Here is a 17,473-nt window from a genome sequence, read left to right on the forward strand (position 1 = left end):
CGGCGGGCAGGGTGGCGATGAGGCAAGCCGCCGGTCAAGTGGCGCGGGAGGCGCATCGCCTCCTGCACCTGCTGCTCGGCCTGGTGCTGGTGCTGCTGCTGGCCATGGGACTCGGCGCCTGGCGCCTGTCCCAGGGGCCGATCGAACTGCCCTTCCTGGCCGAGGCGATCGCCGACCGGGTGAACCAGCCCGGGCCGGATGGCAGCCTGCCGGCGACCCGGCTGGCCGTGGGCAGCGCCAGCATCCGCTGGCAGGGCTGGCGGGAGGGCCATTCCACCCCGGTGGAGCTGCACCTAGCCGGGGTGCAGCTGCGCGACCCGGATGGCGCCATGCGCATGGACCTGCCGGATGCCGCGGTCAGCCTCTCCCTCCCCTGGCTGCTGCGTGGGGAGCTGGCGCCGCGCCGGCTGGAGCTGCAGCGCCCCGCCCTGCTGCTGCGCCGCGCGGCGGATGGCCAGGTGACGCTGCGGCTGGGCGATGCGGCCGCGCTTGAGGCTTCCTCGCCCGAGGCCTCCGCGCCGGAGGAGGTGGCGCCGGAGAAGCTGCTGGCCGATCTGATGCGCCCGCCCTCCGACGACACGCCGCTGGCGGCGCTCGAATCGCTGCGCATCCTGGATGGCCGGATCGTGGTGGAGGATGCGGCCCTCGGCGCCACCTGGGTGCTGGACGGCGCCGAGGTCACGCTGCGCCGCCGGCTGGGCGGCGGGCTGCTGGGCGATGCCGAGGCGACGCTGCTGCTGGGGACGGAACGCGTGCCGATCCGCATCGCGGCCGAGGCCTCCGAGGCCGAGGGCGGTGGGCCGGCCGCGGTCGCGCTGCGCCTGCTGCTGCCGGAGCTGCGGCCGATGCTGCTGGCTGCCGCGGCACCGGGCCTGGCCCCGCTGTCCCGGCTGGATGCCACGGCGCGGATCGAGGCGCGGGCGCGCTTCGATGCCAGCGGCACCTTCCACGGAATGCAGGCGGAGCTTTCGACCGGCGCAGGCGCGCTGGACCTCGGCGAGGGACGGCGCATCGCCATGGCCCGGCTCGACCTGGCGCTGGAAGCCGCGCCGGGGCGGCTGGCCGTGCCGCGCGCCGGCCTGCTGCTGGCCGGCCCCGCCCCGCCCACCGTCACGCTATCCGCCGAGGCCCGGCGCGGGGAGGGCGGCTGGCGCGGCGACGCGACGCTCGGGCTGGATGCCGTGCCGGTGGCCGATCTCGGCCGGCATTGGCCGGAGGGCCTGGCCCCGCATGTGCGCAGCTGGATCGTGCAGAACCTGACCGCCGGCACGGCGCGCGACGGGCAGTGGCGGATCCAGGCCGAGGCCGGGCCGGACCTCTCCGGCTTCCGCCTCACCAACCTCGACGGCCGGCTGGATGTGGCGGATGCGACGGTGCATTGGCTGCGGCCGATCCCGCCCGCCGAACGCGCCACCGGCCGCGTCACCTTCGGGCTGGAGGAGATCGCCATGCGGGTCACCGGCGGCCGGCAATCCGGCGGCGCGGTGACGGTGCGCGATGGCACCGTCCGCTTCCTGCTGCCGCCGGGCGGGCAGGATGTGGCGGAGATGGTCTTCAACCTGGCCGGCCCCATCCCCGATGCCCTGGCCGTGGTGCAGCACCCGCGGCTGAAGCTGTTCGAGCGCCGCCCGCTGCCCATCAAGGACCCGCGCGGCAGCATGGAGGGGCGGCTTTCCATCAGCTTCCCGCTGCTGGCCGACCTGCCGGTGGAGCGGCTGCAGATCGGCGTCCAGGCGCGGCTGCGGGAGGTGCGGATGGCCGATGTGCTGCTCGGCCGGCCGCTGGAACGCGGCACGGTGGAGCTGACCGTGGACAATAACGGCCTGCGCGCGACCGGCACCGCGACGCTGGCCGAGATCGCCGCCCGGCTGACCGTGGAGATGGATTTCCGCAACGGCCCCGGCACGCAGATCGTGATGCGGGAGACGGTGCGGGCGGAGACCGATGCGCGGAAGCTGGTGGCGCTGGGCCTGGCCTTCTCCGAGGTGATCGAGGGGCCGGTCGGCCTCGATATCCGCACCGAGCGCCGCCGCAACGGCCAGGGCCGCGCCAATATCCGGGCCGAGCTGCGCGAGGCCCGGCTGATGATCGACCCGCTCGCCTTCGTGAAGCCGCCCGGCCAGAACGCGGGCGGCGAGATGGTGCTGCGCCTGGCCGGGGAGAATCTGGAGGCGATCGAGAGCTTCCGGGTGGAGGGACCCTCGCTGCGCCTGCGCGGCAGCGCCAGCTTCACCCGCGGCACGCGGCTGGAACGCGTGGTGGTGACGGAAGGCCTGGTGGAGGACAGCCGCTTCACCGGCGAGGCGCGGCCGCCGCTGGAGCCGGGCAGCCCCTGGGCGCTGACGCTGCGCGGCCCGGTGCTCGACCTGCGCCGCGCGCTGGCGGATGAGACGCCGGCCACCGATGCGGGCGATGCCGAGCGCGGCCCCTCCTTCGCCGCGGATGCGCGCTTCGAGCGGGTGCTGCTCGGCCCCGGGCGGCAGCTCTCCGCCGTCATGGCGCAGGTGCGCGTCGATGCGCTGGGCGTGGTGCGGGCTGGCAGCCTGACCGGCCAGGCCGGGCCGCGCGGGCGGTTCGAGGCGCAGATCGCGCCCGCCGGCAACGGCCGGTCGCTGCGGCTGGAGGCGGAGGATGCGGGCGCGCTGCTCGGCAGTTTCGATGTGCTGCGCAAGCTGGAGGGCGGGCGGCTGTCCGTCACCGCCGCCTATGCCAGCAACCGCCCGGGCGCGGCGCTGTCCGGCACGGCGGAGATGACGGATTTCGCGGTGCGCGGCGCGCCCAGCGTGGCCAAGCTGCTGCAGGCCATGACGCTGTATGGGCTGGTGGAGGCGGCCTCCGGCCCCGGCCTCGGCTTCTCCCGCCTCATCGCCCCCTTCAGCCTGACGCCGGAGACGCTGACGTTGGGGGAGGCGCGGGCCTTCTCCGCCTCGCTCGGCCTGACGGCCACCGGCACGCTGGATCGGCGGCGGCAGCGCCTGGCCATGTCGGGCACCATCGTGCCGGCCTACTTCTTCAATTCGCTGCTGGGGAACATCCCCATCTTCGGCCGGCTCTTCTCGCCCGAGGCCGGCGGCGGGCTGTTTGCCGCCACCTTCCGCATCAATGGCCCGGCCGATGACCCGCAGGTCAGCGTCAACCCCCTGGCGGCGCTGACGCCGGGTTTTCTCCGCGGGCTGTTCGGGATCGGCCAAGGGGGGAATCCGTAGGCTCAGGCAGGCGCCAGCCGGGGGCCAGCACCCAGAGTCCGTCGAACCGCGCCAGCAGGTCCCGCGCCGGGTCCATGCCGGCGCGCGCCGCGGCCAGCATGGCCTCGTCGCCCAGCACATAGAGGCTGCCGGGCTCCGGTTCGCCCAGGGCCAGGCGGGCGGCGGTCCTGGCATTCAGGGCGGCGACGCGGGCGGGGTCCACCCGGGCGAGGTAGATGGCATCGGTGGGCAGGCCCCGCGTCGCCGCCAGCACCGCCACCTCCTCCCAATGCCGTGCCTGCAGGCCGGTGGGTGCGAGGCGGATGCGTTCGTAGCGGGCGGTGGCGCGCTGCCAGAAGGGATCGGCCAGCCGCAGCGGCGCGGTGACCGGCGCGGGACGGAAAAAGCCCGCCAGCCGGTCGAAGCCGGGCCGCAGATCGGCCAGCTGCACCACCAGCAACCCCGCCAGCAGCAGCCCGGCGCGCTGCCCACCCAGCGCATGGACCAGCGCCGCCATGGCGCCCAGCACCAGGGCATAGGCCAGCGGCCAGAAGAAGCGGACCGAGGCGCGCAGCGCATCCGCCACCTCCACCAGCCGCTCCGGCACCGGCAGCGCGGCCACAACCTGCCCACCGATGGAGATGCGGTGGGTGACGGCCAGGGCCAGCATCAGCGCCAGGCCCGCCAGCAGCGGCCAGCGCCGGCCGAGCCCCTGCGCCGGGCGCCAGGCGAAGGCCAGGCCGCCGGCCAGGATCAGCAGGATGGTGCCGAGGCCGAGGTAGCTGTCCTGCCCTTCCAGATGGTCCGCCCGCGGCAGCTGCGGCAGGAAGCGGCCCCACTGGCCCGGGTCGAAGGGCGCCAGCAGGTCCAGCTGCATCTGCCCGAAGCCGCCCCAGGTGCCGCCCATGCCGCCGCCGAGCAGGAAGAAGCCCGCCGCCCAGAGCCCGGCGATCCCGGCCGCCGGAACCGCCACCGCCTCAAGCGCCAGGATCGGCTTGCGGCGATCGGGCGACAGGGCGCGTGCGAGCCAGTCGGTCGCCCAGAAGCCCGCCACCATCGGCAGCAGGTAGGCATGGATGAGGGAGGCGGCGAGCAGCAGCCCCGTCCATTCCGCCAACCGCCGCCAGGCCGGCGCCGCGCTCAGGCAAAGATAGAGCGCCGCCAACAGCAGGAACTGCCCACCAAGCGCAAAATGGCCGCCCAGCCGGTTCAGCAGGATCGGCTGCAGCACGAAAAGCGCGGCGCCGGCCAGCCGGGCCAGCGGGTCCGGCGTGACCAGGCCGATCAGCCGCCAGGCGAGCAGCGCCTGCAGCGCGCCGCAGGCGAAGATCCACAGGCCCCAATATTGCGGCACCTGCCCCAGCGGCCGCAGCGCCTTGAAGGCGAAGGCCAGCAGCGGGATGGAATCGGAATAGAAGATGGAGGACCCGACCTCGAGCCCCCAGTCGGGATTGGCCCCCGGCGGCCAGGCCCAGGGCGCGCGCGCAAAATAGGTCCAGCCGAGCCAGTATTGCACCGGGTCCGGCCCGATGGTGCCCTCCAGCATCCATCCGGTGTTCTGGGGTGGCAGGATCTGCCAGCCATAGACGCCGGCGATCACGGCGAGGCCGATGGCGATGGCGGCCAAGGCGCCGCAGACGGCCTCCGGCACCGCCGGGATGGCGGGGAGGCGGATGGGAAGCGGAAGCCTCGCCTGGCGCACTGGACCCTCCCGCACGCGCGGCCGGCGCGGGCGGGGCGAGCCTCGGCGCGCGGCACGGCGTGTTCATGGCCGTGCGGCGGCGATTTGAGGCCGGATCAGATGCCCGGTCAGCCCGGCGGACGCACCAGCAGGTGACGCTTGCGGCCGAGCGAAAGTTTCGCGGCGCCGTCGCGCAGATCCGCCGCGGTCACCATCTGTTGCGGATCGGCCACGGCCTGGTCGTTCAACCGGATGCCGCCCTGCGCCATCAGGCGCCTCGCCTCACCCTTGCTGGCGACGAACCTGGCCTCCACCAGCAGGTCCACCACGGCGGCGGGCAGCGTGGCGGTGTGGGTGGGAAGGGTCTCGGCCGCCTCGCCCTGTTCGAAGGCGCGGCGGGCGGTCTCGGCCGCGGTCTCGGCGGCCGCGCGGCCATGCAGCAGGGCGGTGGCCTCCGTCGCCAGGATCTTCTTGGCGTCGTTGATCTCGGCGCCGGCGAGGGCGGAGAGGCGCTTGACCTCCGCCATCGGCAGGTCCGTGAACAGCGCCAGGAAGCGGCCGACATCGGCATCCTCCGCATTGCGCCAGAACTGCCAGTAGTCATAGGGCGCCAGCCGATCCGGGTTCAGCCAGACGGCGCCGGAGGCGGTCTTGCCCATCTTGGCGCCCGACGCGGTGGTCAGCAGCGGCGTGGTCAGGCCGAAGGCTTCCTTCCCGGCCAGGCGGCGCACCAGGTCCGCGCCCATGATGATATTGCCCCACTGGTCCGACCCGCCCATCTGCAGGGTCACGCCGAGCCGCCGGTGCAGTTCGAGAAAGTCGTAGGACTGCAGCAGCATGTAGTTGAATTCGAGGAAGCTGAGCGGCTGGTCACGGTCCAGCCGCAGCCGGACGCTGTCCATGGTCAGCATGCGGTTGACGCTGAAATGGCGGCCGATCTCGCGCAGGAACGGGATGTAGTGCAGCCCGTCCAGCCATTCCGCATTGTCGAGCATGACGGCGGCATCGGGGCCGAAGTCGAGGAAACTGTCGAAGCTGCGGCGGATGCCGGCCTTGTTCGCCTCGATGATCTCGTCGGTCAGAAGCTGGCGCGCCTCGTCCTTGCCGGAGGGATCGCCGATCTTGGTGGTGCCGCCACCCATCAGCGCCACCGGGCGGTTGCCGGTCTTCTGCAGCAGGCGCAGCAGCATGATGGACAGCAGGTGGCCGACATGCAGGCTGTCCGCCGTGCAGTCGAAGCCGACATAGGCCGTGACCCGCCCCTGGGCGGCCAGGCCCTCCGCATCCGTCACCTGGTGGATGTAGCCGCGCTCGCGGGCGGCGTGCAGGAAGTCCTGGGTGGCGGTCATGGCGGTGCGGCGTGGTCCTGTGGGGCTTCCGGAAGTGCCGGCGGCGTAGCACGTTGGCGGGATGCTGCGAACTATCGGTCTGATGAGCGGGACCTCCCTCGACGGGGTGGATGCCGCATGGGTGGAAACGGATGGGGAGGCGATCGGCCGGCTCGGCCCGGTGCTGACGCTGCCCTATGCGCCGGCGCTGCGCCGCGACCTGCGCGAATTGCTGGACCGCGCCGGCGACCTGCCCGCGGACGACCCCTTCCTGGCGAGCTGCGTCGACCGGCTGACGGAGCGGCATATCGAGGCGGTGCGCGCCGTGGGGTGGGAGGCGGACCTCATCGGCTTCCACGGCCAGACCATCCTGCACCGGCCGCACCGGCCCGGCTCCAACACGCCCGGCTTCACCTGGCAGGTGGGTGACGCCGCCCGGCTGGCGCGGGAGACGGGGATGACCGTCGCCCATGACTTCCGCTCGGCCGATGTCGCGGCGGGCGGGCAGGGGGCGCCGCTGGTGCCGGTGGTGCATGCGGCCATGGCGCGCAGCCTGCCGAAGCCGCTGGCCATCCTGAACCTGGGCGGGGTGGGCAATGTCACCTGGATCGGCGCCGATGGCACTTTGCTGGCCTTCGATACCGGCCCGGCCAACGGCCCGCTGGACGATTGGGCCCGGCATGCGACCGGGGAGGCCTATGACCGCGACGGGCGCCTGGCGCTCGCCGGACGGGCGGATGGCGGGGTGCTGGCGCCGCTGATGGCGCATCCCTGGCTCGCGGCGCCGCCGCCCAAGTCGCTGGACCGGCTGGATTTCGACCGGGCGCTGAAGGATGCGGGCGCGCCCGCGCTCTCGCCCGCCGATGGCGCGGCGACGCTGGTGGCCTTCGCCGCCATCTGCGTCGCCGCCGCCGCGCGGCACTTCCCGGAACCGCCGGTGCAATGGCTGGTGGCCGGCGGCGGGCGGCGCAACCCGGCGATGATGCGGGCGCTGGGCGCGGCGCTGGCCGAGCCGGTGCGGGCGGTGGAGGTAGCGGGCTGGAACGGCGATGCGCTGGAGGCCCAGGCCTTTGGCGTGCTGGCCGCCCGCGTCTGGCGCGGCCTGCCCCTGACCTTTCCGGGAACGACAGGGGCGCCGGGGCCGCTTCCGGGTGGCAAGCTGGTCGGGCCGCTGCTGTAGCGCGGGGGCGGGCAGCGCGGCCCGCCCCGATAGGCTTGGATCAGTCCGCCGCGAGCGCCATGCGGTTGCGGTTCAGCATGCCCATCACATGGTCCTCGCAGGCATCGGCCACCTGCTCCGCCTGAGGCGGGGTGTAGATGTGACCGGCGCCGGGCATCACCCGATAGTCGATGCGGATGCCCTTCTGCGTGTTCAGCTTGTCCACAAGCTTCCGCACGGACCCTTCCGGCACCAGCTCGTCATCCGAGCCATGCAGGATCAGCCCGTTGCAGGGGCAGGGGGCCAGGAAGCCGAAGTCGTAATGGCTGGCGGGGGCGGAGACGGAGACGAAGCCGCCCATCTCCGGCCGGCGCATCAGCAGCTGCATGCCGACGTAGGCGCCGAAGGAATAGCCCGCGACCCAGAGGGAGGAGGCGTTGGGATTCACCGCCTGCAGGAAGTCCAGCGCCGCCGCGGCGTCCGAAATCTCCCCGATGCCGCCATCGTAGCGGCCCTGGCTGCGGCCGACGCCGCGGAAATTGAAGCGCAGCGTGGAGAAGCCCATCGCCTGGAAGCGCTGGTACAGCGCGTGAACGACCCGGTTGTTCATGGTGCCGCCATGCAGCGGATGCGGGTGCAGGATCAGCGCGACCGGCGCATGCGCCTGCTTCGCGTGGTGGTAGCGACCCTCGAGCCGGCCATCCGGCCCGGCGAACATGACTTCAGGCATCGTTCTATCGATCCAGTCCATGTTGGGCCCAGGGTGCCGCGGGCCCGGAGGGGCGCCGAAGACCATGGGCCATGGCCGGAGAGGGGCGAGCGCAGGGCGCCACTCTCCCAGCCGTTTGGGGAACCAGCACGCCGCGGCGGCGGCGCGTCACGGGCACGTCCAGATCCACGATCCCCGCCACGCGGCGCCCCAAAGCGGGGCTCCGCCAGCGGCGGCAACGTCTTGTCGATCCCCGGGGTGCCGATTGTTGACGGCGCCGGTCGGGAACAATAGCCTTGGGCAGGCGACGGGGGTCGCTGGCATCCGGCCTTGGTCGTGGTTCTGATGGGTGCGGCAGCCCGCGCCCGTGGACACCCCGGGGCAGGTTCCCGAGCCCTGGGGCCTACCCAATATAGGGGAGGCAGGCTCGGATTTCATATTGGAATCACGGCATGGCCCGCATGTTCCTGCGTCTGGACGGCCAGATATGGCCCAATTGTCCGGACCTTCGTGCCTTCGCAGCGCGATCCCGGTCCGGCCCCGGCCCGGGAGACACGCAGGACGGGAGACTGCGATGAGGCTTTCCACCCGCGGGCGATACGCGGTGATGGCGATGGTGGAGCTGGCGGCGCGGGAAGGCGACTCGCCGGAGGCGGGTGCGCCCGGGCGCCAGCAGGTCAGCCTGGCGGAGATCGCCCAGGCGCAGCGCCTGTCGCTTGCGTATCTAGAACAGCTTTTCGGCCCGCTGCGCCGCGCCGGCCTGGTCGCCTCCACCCGCGGCCCCGGCGGCGGCTATCGCCTGGCGCGCGCGGCGCGGGAGATCTCCATCGCGGCCATCGTCGATGCGGTGGACGAGCCCATCCAGGCGACCCGCTGCGAGGAGGGCGGCCCCGGCTGCCTGGCCGGGGAGCGCTGCCTGACCCATGACCTCTGGGCCGAGCTCGGCAACCAGATCCACCTGTTCCTGGTGGGCGTGTCGCTGGAGGATGTGGTCTGCGGCCGCATCGCCGGACGGGCCGTGGCACCGCTCTGCGGTGGGGCGGTGGCGCCGCTCCGCGGCGGGGCGCCAGGGCTGACGCTGCCCGGGCCGGAGCTGGGCGAGGCCTAGCGCCCATGGCGCCGCTCTACCTGGATGCCAATGCCAGCGAGCCGCTGCGGCCGGAGGCGCGGGCGGCGGCGCTGGCGGCGCTGGAGCTGGCGGGCAATCCCTCCTCGGTCCATGCGGCCGGGCGGGCGGCGCGGCAGCTGCTGGAACGGGCGCGGGACCAGCTGGCGGCGCGCTTCGGCACCGGTCCCGGGGAGGTGGTCTTCACCAGCGGCGGGACGGAGGCGAATGCGCTCGCCCTCCATGCGCGGGGGGCCGGGCGGCGGGTTCTGGTGGGGGCCACCGAACATCCGGCCGTGCTGGCCGCGGCGCCCGGCGCCGCCACCCTGCCGGTGCTGGCGGATGGCAGGCTCGACCTTGCCACGCTGGCCGAGGCCCTGCGCGGGCCGCCGGCGCTGGTCTGCCTGATGGCGGCCAATAACGAGACCGGCGTGCTGCACCCGCTGGCCGAGGCCGCGGCGCTGTGCCGGGCGCAGGGCGCGCTGCTGCATGTGGATGCGGTGCAGGCGGCCGGGCGGGTGCCGGTCTCGCTGGCCGAACTCGGTGCGGACAGTATGGCGATCTCCGGCCACAAGCTGGGCGGGCCGAAGGGGGCGGGGGCGCTGCTGCTGCGGCCGGGGCTGGCGCTGGCGCCGCTGATCGCGGGCGGCGGCCAGGAACGTGGCCGGCGCGGCGGGACGGAGGCGCTGCCCGCCATCGCCGGCATGGGCGCGGCGGCCGCGGCCGCGGAACCCGTCCAGGCGTTGCGGCTGGCCGGGCTGCGGGATGCGATCGAGGCCGGCTGCGTCGCGCAGGGCGCGCGGGTGGCGGGGCTCGGCGCGCCGCGGCTGGGCAATACCACCCTCCTCATCCTGCCCGGCGCGCCGGCGGAGACCCAGGTGATCGCGCTGGACCTGGCCGGGGTGCAGGTCTCGGCCGGCGCCGCCTGCTCCTCTGGCAAGGTCGGGCGCAGCCATGTGCTGGCGGCGATGGGGGAGGAGGCGGGCGGCATCCGCGTCTCCCTGCCCTGGAACGCGCCCGAGGATGCGGCGGAGCGTTTCCTCACCGCCTGGTCCGCCATGCGCAATCGCCTCTCCCGCCGCGCCCCGGTCGGCGCCATGTGAAGCCAGCCATGACCCGACCCAACCGCCCCATCTACCTCGACAACCACGCCACCACCCCGGCCGATCCGCGGGTGCTGGCGGCCATGCGCCCCTGGTGGGAGGACAACTTCGCCAATCCGGGCTCCGTCGAGCACGGCATGGGGCGGGAGGCCGAGGCGGCGGTGGCCGAGGCGCGCGCCCATGTGGCGGCGCTGATCGGCGCCGAGCCGAACGAGATCCTGTTCACCTCCGGCGCTACCGAATCCAATAACCTGGCCATCAAGGGCGCGGCCCGCTTCGCCGCCAGACAGGGCAGCGAGCGCCGGCGCGTCATCACCCTCGCCACCGAACACAAATGCGTCCTGGAAAGCGTGAAGGACCTGGCCGCGGAGGGTTTTGCACCCGTGATCCTGCCGGTGCGGCCGGATGGGCTGCTGGATCTGTCAGACCTGGAAGCAGCCTTGGCCGCGGAGCCGACCCTGCTGGTCTCCGTCATGGCGGTGAACAACGAGATCGGCGTGGTGCAGGACCTTTCCGAGATCGGCGCCCTGGTGAAGGCGCATGGGGCGCTGTTCCATACGGATGCGGCGCAGGCGGCGGGGCGGATTCCGCTGGATGTGGCGGAGATCCAGGCCGATCTGGTCTCGCTGTCCGCGCACAAGATCTACGGGCCCAAGGGCATCGGCGCGCTCTATGTCCGGCGCCGCCCGCGGGTGCGGCTGGCGCCCCTGTTCTCGGGCGGCGGGCAGGAACGCGGCCTGCGCTCCGGCACCCTGCCGGCGCCGCTGATCGTGGGCTTCGGCGAGGCCTGCCGCATCGCGGCGCTGGAAGGGATGCTGGATGCCGGGCGCATCGCCGGGCAGCGCGACCGTTTTAGGGCCGCGCTGGAAGCGGCGGTGCCGGGCCTCCGCATCAATGGCAGCGAGCAGGCGCGGGTTGCGGGCAATCTCTCGCTGAGCTTCCCCGGCGGGGTCACCGCCCAGGACATCATGGCAGCGGCGCCCGAGATCTGCGTCTCCACCGGCTCGGCCTGTTCCTCGGCCGAGGTCGAGCCCTCCTATGTGCTGCAGGCGCTGGGCCTGCCGCCGGAACAGGCACGCGCGACCTTGCGCATCGGCATGGGCCGCTTTACCTCGCCCCTGGATGTGGATCGAGCAGCCGCGGCCCTGGCCGCCGCCTGGCGCCGGGCCATGGAGTCCTCGGACAACAGGGATGCCCCGGGCCAGAACCCCAGGGCCAGCGCGGCGGAGTAGAGGCTGACATGCCGAAGATGACCTTCATCGAGCGGGACGGCAACCGGAAGGAGGTCGATGCGCCGCTCGGCCTCTCGGTGCTCGAGATCGCGCATAAGCACGGCGTCGATATCGAGGGCGCCTGCGAGGGCTCGCTCGCCTGCTCCACCTGCCATGTGGTGGTCGATGCCGGCTGGTACGGCAAGCTGGCCGATGCGACGGAGGATGAGGAGGACATGCTCGACCTCGCCTTCGACCTGCAGGAGACCTCGCGCCTCGGCTGCCAGATCATCATGACGGATGCGCTGGACGGGCTGGTGGTGAAGCTGCCTTCCGGCACGCGCAACGCCGGCGGCTGAGCATGCAGGCCTGGGAGGATTTCGGCGCCGAGGGCGGGCTGTTTCGCCGCCTGCGCGCCGACTGCGCGGCGGATTGGCAGGCCTATACCTGGCATGACTTCTGCCGGCAGCTCTCGGCCGGCACCCTGCCGCTGGCCGCCTTCCAGGATTTTCTGATCCAGGACTACCTCTTCCTGATCCAGTTCGCCCGTGCCAAGGCCCTGGCCGTCTTCAAGGCGGAGAGCCTGGAAGCGATGCGGGAGAAGACCGCCTCCATCCAGGCGATCCTGGCCGAGACGACCATGCACCTGACCTATTGCGCCGAATGGGGCATCCCGGAGGCCAAGGTGCGGGCCACACCGGAATCGGCGGAGACGGTGAGCTACACGCGCTACGTCATCGATCGGGGCCTGGCCGGCGATATCCTGGACCTGGAGGTGGCGCTGGCCCCCTGCACTGTGGGCTATGCCGAGGTGGCGCTGCGCATCCTGGCCGACCCCGCCCGCAAGGTTGAAGGCAATCCCTACCAGAGCTGGATCGAGGCCTATGGCTCCGACGGCTACCAGGCCCTGGCGCGTGCCGCCGCTTCGCGGATCGATGCGCTGGGCGTGAGCCATGGCGGCGAGGCCCGCTTCCCTATGCTGGCCGCCACCTTCGGCGAGGCGGCGCGGCTGGAGCAGCGCTTCTGGCAGCAGGGGCTGGACGCCGCCGCGTCATGAGGGTCCTGGTCGCCATGTCCGGCGGCGTGGACAGCAGCGTGGTGGCCGCGCTGCTGGTGGAGCAGGGGCATGAGGTGGTGGGCGCCACCCTGCAGCTCTACGACCATGGCGCCGCCATCCAGAAGAAGGGCGCCTGCTGCGCCGGCCAGGACATCCACGATGCGCGCCGCGTGGCCGAGACGCTGGGCATCCCGCACTACGTGCTGGATCGCGAAAGCCGCTTCCGCGCCGCCGTCATCGACGATTTCGCCGCCACCTATGCCCGTGGCGAGACGCCCATTCCCTGCATCCGCTGCAACCAGACGGTGAAGTTCCAGGACCTGGTCGAGCTGGCCCACGACCTCGGCTGCGAGGCCCTGGCCACCGGCCACTACGCCCGCCGCGTCGAGGGCCCGGAGGGCGCCGAGCTGCACCGCGCCGCCGACCCGCTGCGGGACCAGTCCTATTTCCTGTTCGCCACCACGCGCGAGCAGCTGGAGTTCTGCCGCTTCCCGCTGGGCGGGATGCCGGACAAGGCGGCGGTGCGCGCGGTGGCGGAGCGCCTCGGCCTGGCGGTCGCCGCAAAGCCCGACAGCCAGGACATCTGCTTCGTGCCGGAGGGCAGCTACGACCGCCTGGTGGCCAAGCTGCGCCCGGAAACCGCGGAGCCGGGCGAGATCGTGGATCTCTCCGGCCAGGTGCTGGGCCAGCACCAGGGCATCGGCCGCTTTACGGTGGGGCAGGGGCGCGGCCTCGGCCTGGGGGGCGGCGGCGAGCGGCTTTTCGTCCATGCCATCGAGCCGGGGCGGCGCCGCATCGTCGTTGCGCCCCGCGCAGCGCTGGTGCGGACCGAAGCTGTCGCGGGCGAGGTGAACTGGCTGGTGACCCCGCCGCAGGCGCCGCGCCGCGCCCAGGTGAAGCTGCGCGGGCGTGAAGCGCCGCGCCAGGCCGTGGTGGAATGGGACGCGGCGGCGCAGGTGATGCGCGTGACGCTGGACGAGCCCAATATCGTGGCCGCCGGCCAGGCCTGCGTTGTCTATGACGGAGACCGCGTGCTGGGCGGCGGCTTCCTGCGGGCCGCCGAGATTGACATGGCAGGTGCGGCAGCGTAATCGCGGCCCCGCCCTTGGGGAGCCTGGGGCGGCGTAGCTCAGCTGGTTAGAGCACGGCACTCATAATGCCGGGGTCAGCGGTTCAAGTCCGCTCGCCGCTACCATTTTTGGTTGCACGCATCCACCATCACGCCCCTATGATGAACGTTCCTTTGCTGGAAGGTTCATCCATGAGCCGTGGCCGGCCGCCTCTGCCCTGCCTCAAGGCGCGGGCGCTCCCCTTCATCATGGGCCTGCTGGCCATCCAGCTGGTGTTGGCGCCGCCGGCTGTTGCCTGGTGGTTCACCAAGATCGTCAGGCTGGCCGAGGACGTGCCAGGCCCTGCGCCGGGAACATCAGCCGGTGCGGCCAGCAGCGGCCGCTGGGGATCCGCCCTGCACCGCTCGGAAGCCGTCGCGCTGGCTGGCGTGGTCTCCGGCTCGGCGATCTACGCGGACATGGTCGGCGGCCAGCTGATTCTGGAGGCGGTCCGCGGTGGCGCGCGCGCCGTCATCGATCTGGGCGATGATGTTGCCGGAAAGCTCGCGGCAGCTATGCGTGCCATGCCCACGGCGGGCGGCCAGGTGATTGCCATTTCGGACGACACGGCGCGCGCGCTCGGCCAGCGGCTTGATGGTCTCATCTCGCAGGCGGATGTGCGCATCCTCCGCCGCGGTTTCCCGCCGCTTCCGGTCACGCGCCTGGACATCCCGGGCAGCACGCCGCGGTACTTCGTGCAGTTCAGCCCCGGCCTTGTTGCTCCCCTCGAGGTGCAGCTTTCCGAGGAAATGGCCAGGATCCTCACGGCGACCGTGCGGCGCGATGCCATCCGCGTCATGCCTCTGTTCAGCACCACCGACGTGGACACCCTCCTTGCCCTGGCGAACGCGGCCGGCGACCGGATGGTGGATCTGCGTTCGTTCATCCAGGGCAGCGCGCGCCTTCAGATGAAGGAGATGCAGGACAAGCTGGTCATCGCGGTCGGCCATGTCGAAGGCGACGCCTTCGCGGTGCGAAACGCGTCGGGAGCGCTTGAGCGGCGTATCCCTTTTTCGGAGCTGGAGCGCGAAGCTCGGGAGAGCAATGCGACAATCATGCTCTCCGCCGGGTGCAGGTGCTTCGCCGAGGGTGCGGCTTCGGGCTTTGTAAGGCCCATCACGGATCTGGAAGTGGCCGCGTCGCTTCGTGCGGCCTTGGAAGCGCGCACGAATGCAGAGTTCTTCGCCAGTTTCGGTCAGCCTGGCAATCCCTTCGTCATCACTGGCGAAACCCTGCAACGCCTTGCGGACGACCAGGCCTTCCGCCTTGAAAGACTGGCGCGGCACGACGCGGCCGTTCAAGGCGCGTCGATCAGTATTCGCATCTTCAGCGCGGTGAGGCAGGGTTCCGTGCTGGGGCCGGTGTTGGAAGGTATTCTCGGTTGGTATGTGATCGGATGGTTCGGCGTCCTGTTCTTGTTCCGACATAGCCGGGATCAATTCCGGAGCCTGTTTCCCGTGCTGCCGAACCCGGTCATCAGGCCATTCCTTGCCCGCATCTGCCTGGTTCTTCGCGAGGCGATCTTCTGGTGTCTCGCGCCGTTCGTCGGCGGAATGGTGTTGCTGTTCGTGCTGTTTGGCGGGTGGAAATCCAGGGGCGAGCTGCACGCGCTGGGCTGGTCGGCCGTTCTCAAGCCAACCGCGTTTCTTTTCTCCGTTGCCTACATGCTGATCAGCCTGGTCATCACCCTGTTCATTCTGGTGTCCTGCTTCGGCCTGATGGCTGCGATGGCAGTTCCCTTGGTTTCCTGGATATTCGATCAGTCCCAGACAGCAGGGGTGGTCCTGGGCATCGCGGGGATCCTGGTGTCGCTGTGGCTGCTCATCGTCGCCTTCGGGAAAATTTTTGCCGTGGTTGCCGCCGTCCTCGATAAGGCGATTCAGCGCTATCCGCTCATGAGCTATGCTGTCGGGATCGTCGCTCTTCCATTGGTCGTCGCGGTGGCGGCTTTCAGTGAGGGCTGGTAGCCGGGACATGGGACACGATGAGAAGCGAGGCGTTGGGAACGGGCGACCTGCCTATTGGCGCCTTCTCGTCCCTCGGCAGGTTGTTGCGAGAGGAAGAGCCACAGCAGGCATCCGCCCTGGTCGGCGAATACCCGGAGATTTCGCCCTGGCTGGCGGAGGTCAAAGTTCTGGGAAGGCCAGAACGGGAAGCGGGCGGAAGCAGCCAGGACAGCGAGCTGCGTGAGAGGCGGCTGAACGAAGGGCTCATGCGCACCGCGCGCCTCGGCCTTTCCGCCGCCAGCAACAGGGTGGAGCGCCTGCTGACCTCGCTTCCGCGGCGTGCGCGGCTCGCCAAAAGATTGAAGCTTTTCGGGAGCATGATCTCAACGGTCACAAGCGCCGGCGTGATCGCTGCGCTTGCACTTGCGCAGCAGGAGGCCGCTTTGGCCACCAGCTTTCTGAGCTTCTCTAGTTCCGTCATTGCCCTGGTGGGCGAACACATCGAATCGCCGCTGTTCGGGACAAGAAAGAACCTAAGTGAGCTGATTGTCGATCTTTCCGGCATTGAGCTTGAGATCAGGAATGCGCAGATTTCGGTCTTGGAAATCGCAGGCTCGCGCGATAACGCTGCCGCTGCCGGCCTGGCCCGCAAGGTGAACGAGATTGCGGCCCGCCTGCGCGCTCTGGAGGTGCTGGAAGGCGTCGATCCTGGCGACAGGCCGCCTGCAAAGGCGAAAGCGCCGAACGGGTGACACAGGACCTGCGCGATGTCGGAATGACGGGCAGCAGGCGCTGCTGAAGGCCACATCGCGGGTCTGACTGCCTTCGCCGGGGCCGCCACGCTCCACAGGCCAGGGAACCACCCGCACCATCCCTCCGTTGCGTCCGCATCGGCGGGGGTGCGCATGGCGGAAACACGTCTTTGGCTGGAATGGCTCGCCCGCTTTGGCTACGCGGCGCGCGGCGCGGTGACGCTCGTGGTCGGGCTGCTGGCGCTGCTGGCGGCGGTTTCGCCGGGCGGCGATGTCACCGGCTCGCGCGGGGCCATCCAGACCATCTTCACCCAGCCCTTCGGCGTGGCGCTGATCGCCATCGCCGCGGCCGGCCTGTTCGGATTCGCGCTGTGGCGCCTGTGCCAGTCGGTCTTGGATGCGGATGGCCGCGGTCGAGATGCCAAGGGCCTCGCGGTTCGGCTGGGGCAGGGTGTTTCCGCCGTCACCTATCTCGGCCTCGGCATCTTCGCGGTTGGGCTGGTGCTCGGCCGTGGCGGCGGGGGGGCTGACGAGAATGAGTCGGTGCGGGATTGGACCGCCTGGCTTCTCACCCAACCTTTCGGCCGCTGGCTGGTGGCAGCTGTCGGCCTGGCGGTCATCGGCGCGGCGCTGGGCATGGCGGCGCAGGCCTGGACGGCGCGCTTTCGCGAGGAACTGTCCTGCGATGCGCGCGCGGCGCGCTGGGTGGTGCCGCTGGGGCGCGCCGGTTATGCGGCGCGCAGCCTGGTCTTCCTGCTGATCGGCGGCTTCCTCGTCCTGGCCGCCTGGCAATCCGACCCGAGCGAGGCGCGCGGGCTGGGCGGCGCGTTGCTGGCCCTGCAGGCGCAGCCCTATGGCCGCGGGTTGTTCGGCCTGGTGGCACTGGGTCTCGCCGCCTTCGGCGCCTTCGAATTCGCCGAGGCGCGCTACCGGCGGATCCGGCCGCCGCGGCCGGAGGCGGCCGCCGCGGCGGTGATGCGGGCGGCCCGCGGCGGATAGGGACCGGCCAGAGCGGCGCCTTGGACAGGCCAGGCGGCGGGGATGGCTGATCCTATCGCGCCGATCGGCATCAACCTGTTCTGCCGCCCCCGCCGCCCGTGTTAGCGGTAGCGACGAAAGGGTGGAGGC

General features: G+C 71.7%; 14 protein-coding genes and 1 tRNA gene. 12 read left to right on the plus strand and 3 right to left on the minus strand.

Annotated features, from left to right (window positions below; genetic code table 11):
* The first annotated feature begins 17 nt into the window (after window positions 1–17).
* Window positions 18–3,206 (plus strand): DUF3971 domain-containing protein, encoded by a 3,189-nt coding sequence (locus J3S20_RS12380; protein ID WP_216836784.1) that lies wholly within the window; start codon window positions 18–20, stop codon window positions 3,204–3,206.
* On the opposite strand, the gene J3S20_RS12385 is transcribed toward J3S20_RS12380, so the two are convergent.
* Window positions 3,133–4,887: a DUF6311 domain-containing protein gene (locus J3S20_RS12385; protein ID WP_216836785.1), complete on the minus strand. Its 1,755-nt coding sequence runs from the start codon at window positions 4,885–4,887 to the stop codon at window positions 3,133–3,135. The genes J3S20_RS12380 and J3S20_RS12385 overlap by 74 nt on opposite strands.
* A 107-nt stretch (window positions 4,888–4,994) precedes the next feature.
* On the minus strand, window positions 4,995–6,215 hold the full coding sequence (tyrS, locus tag J3S20_RS12390) for a tyrosine--tRNA ligase (RefSeq protein WP_216836786.1): 1,221 nt from the start codon (window positions 6,213–6,215) through the stop codon (window positions 4,995–4,997).
* A gap of 64 nt (window positions 6,216–6,279) precedes the next feature.
* Between tyrS and J3S20_RS12395 the strand changes: the two genes are divergently transcribed.
* Window positions 6,280–7,374 carry an anhydro-N-acetylmuramic acid kinase gene (locus J3S20_RS12395; RefSeq protein ID WP_216837055.1) on the plus strand — a complete coding sequence of 365 codons (1,095 nt, stop codon included), beginning with the start codon at window positions 6,280–6,282 and terminating at the stop codon, window positions 7,372–7,374.
* A gap of 40 nt (window positions 7,375–7,414) precedes the next feature.
* Here the strand turns inward: J3S20_RS12395 and J3S20_RS12400 are convergent, their stop codons facing one another.
* Window positions 7,415–8,083, minus strand: coding sequence for an alpha/beta hydrolase (locus tag J3S20_RS12400; protein WP_216836787.1), 669 nt, complete (start codon window positions 8,081–8,083; stop codon window positions 7,415–7,417).
* A gap of 553 nt (window positions 8,084–8,636) precedes the next feature.
* Here J3S20_RS12400 and J3S20_RS12405 point away from each other — a divergent pair.
* From J3S20_RS12405 to J3S20_RS12450, 10 genes are all read left to right on the plus strand, one after another.
* Entirely contained in the window at window positions 8,637–9,170 is a 534-nt protein-coding gene (locus J3S20_RS12405) for an Rrf2 family transcriptional regulator (protein ID WP_216836788.1), read from the plus strand.
* Window positions 9,171–9,175: 5 nt separating this feature from the next.
* Window positions 9,176–10,270 carry a cysteine desulfurase family protein gene (locus J3S20_RS12410; protein WP_216836789.1) on the plus strand — a complete coding sequence of 365 codons (1,095 nt, stop codon included), beginning with the start codon at window positions 9,176–9,178 and terminating at the stop codon, window positions 10,268–10,270.
* A gap of 8 nt (window positions 10,271–10,278) precedes the next feature.
* Complete coding sequence (locus J3S20_RS12415; RefSeq protein WP_216836790.1) at window positions 10,279–11,502, plus strand: cysteine desulfurase family protein; 1,224 nt, start codon at window positions 10,279–10,281, stop codon at window positions 11,500–11,502.
* Between the two features lie 8 nt (window positions 11,503–11,510).
* Window positions 11,511–11,840, plus strand: a complete 330-nt coding sequence (locus J3S20_RS12420; RefSeq protein WP_216836791.1) for a ferredoxin family 2Fe-2S iron-sulfur cluster binding protein — start codon at window positions 11,511–11,513, stop codon at window positions 11,838–11,840.
* A gap of 2 nt (window positions 11,841–11,842) precedes the next feature.
* A complete protein-coding gene (locus tag J3S20_RS12425) occupies window positions 11,843–12,538 on the plus strand; it encodes a TenA family protein (protein WP_216836792.1) in 696 nt (231 codons plus the stop codon).
* Window positions 12,535–13,629, plus strand: a complete 1,095-nt coding sequence (gene mnmA / locus J3S20_RS12430) for a tRNA 2-thiouridine(34) synthase MnmA (protein WP_216836793.1) — start codon at window positions 12,535–12,537, stop codon at window positions 13,627–13,629. The genes J3S20_RS12425 and mnmA overlap by 4 nt, the downstream gene beginning before the upstream one ends.
* A gap of 27 nt (window positions 13,630–13,656) precedes the next feature.
* Window positions 13,657–13,733: transfer RNA gene (locus J3S20_RS12435), tRNA-Met, on the plus strand.
* A 66-nt stretch (window positions 13,734–13,799) separates the two neighbouring features.
* Window positions 13,800–15,614 carry a hypothetical protein gene (locus tag J3S20_RS12440; RefSeq protein WP_216836794.1) on the plus strand — a complete coding sequence of 605 codons (1,815 nt, stop codon included), beginning with the start codon at window positions 13,800–13,802 and terminating at the stop codon, window positions 15,612–15,614.
* Window positions 15,615–15,631: 17 nt separating this feature from the next.
* Window positions 15,632–16,345, plus strand: a complete 714-nt coding sequence (locus tag J3S20_RS12445; RefSeq protein WP_216836795.1) for a hypothetical protein — start codon at window positions 15,632–15,634, stop codon at window positions 16,343–16,345.
* A 153-nt stretch (window positions 16,346–16,498) separates the two neighbouring features.
* Window positions 16,499–17,344 carry a DUF1206 domain-containing protein gene (locus tag J3S20_RS12450; RefSeq protein WP_216836796.1) on the plus strand — a complete coding sequence of 282 codons (846 nt, stop codon included), beginning with the start codon at window positions 16,499–16,501 and terminating at the stop codon, window positions 17,342–17,344.
* Window positions 17,345–17,473: the final 129 nt, after the last annotated feature.

Source organism: Falsiroseomonas tokyonensis, from assembly GCF_019024325.1.
GTDB classification, from domain to species: Bacteria; Pseudomonadota; Alphaproteobacteria; order Acetobacterales; family Acetobacteraceae; genus Falsiroseomonas; species Falsiroseomonas tokyonensis.

Coding starts and splice junctions, on each gene's coding strand:
- J3S20_RS12380 (WP_216836784.1), top strand. CDS start 18: ATGAGGCAAGCCGCCGGTCAAGTGGCGCGGGAGGCGCATCGCCTCCTG.
- tyrS (WP_216836786.1), bottom strand. CDS start 6,215: ATGACCGCCACCCAGGACTTCCTGCACGCCGCCCGCGAGCGCGGCTAC.
- J3S20_RS12400 (WP_216836787.1), bottom strand. CDS start 8,083: ATGCCTGAAGTCATGTTCGCCGGGCCGGATGGCCGGCTCGAGGGTCGC.
- J3S20_RS12405 (WP_216836788.1), top strand. CDS start 8,637: ATGAGGCTTTCCACCCGCGGGCGATACGCGGTGATGGCGATGGTGGAG.
- J3S20_RS12410 (WP_216836789.1), top strand. CDS start 9,176: ATGGCGCCGCTCTACCTGGATGCCAATGCCAGCGAGCCGCTGCGGCCG.
- J3S20_RS12415 (WP_216836790.1), top strand. CDS start 10,279: ATGACCCGACCCAACCGCCCCATCTACCTCGACAACCACGCCACCACC.
- J3S20_RS12420 (WP_216836791.1), top strand. CDS start 11,511: ATGCCGAAGATGACCTTCATCGAGCGGGACGGCAACCGGAAGGAGGTC.
- J3S20_RS12425 (WP_216836792.1), top strand. CDS start 11,843: ATGCAGGCCTGGGAGGATTTCGGCGCCGAGGGCGGGCTGTTTCGCCGC.
- mnmA (WP_216836793.1), top strand. CDS start 12,535: ATGAGGGTCCTGGTCGCCATGTCCGGCGGCGTGGACAGCAGCGTGGTG.
- J3S20_RS12440 (WP_216836794.1), top strand. CDS start 13,800: ATGAGCCGTGGCCGGCCGCCTCTGCCCTGCCTCAAGGCGCGGGCGCTC.
- J3S20_RS12445 (WP_216836795.1), top strand. CDS start 15,632: ATGAGAAGCGAGGCGTTGGGAACGGGCGACCTGCCTATTGGCGCCTTC.
- J3S20_RS12450 (WP_216836796.1), top strand. CDS start 16,499: ATGGCGGAAACACGTCTTTGGCTGGAATGGCTCGCCCGCTTTGGCTAC.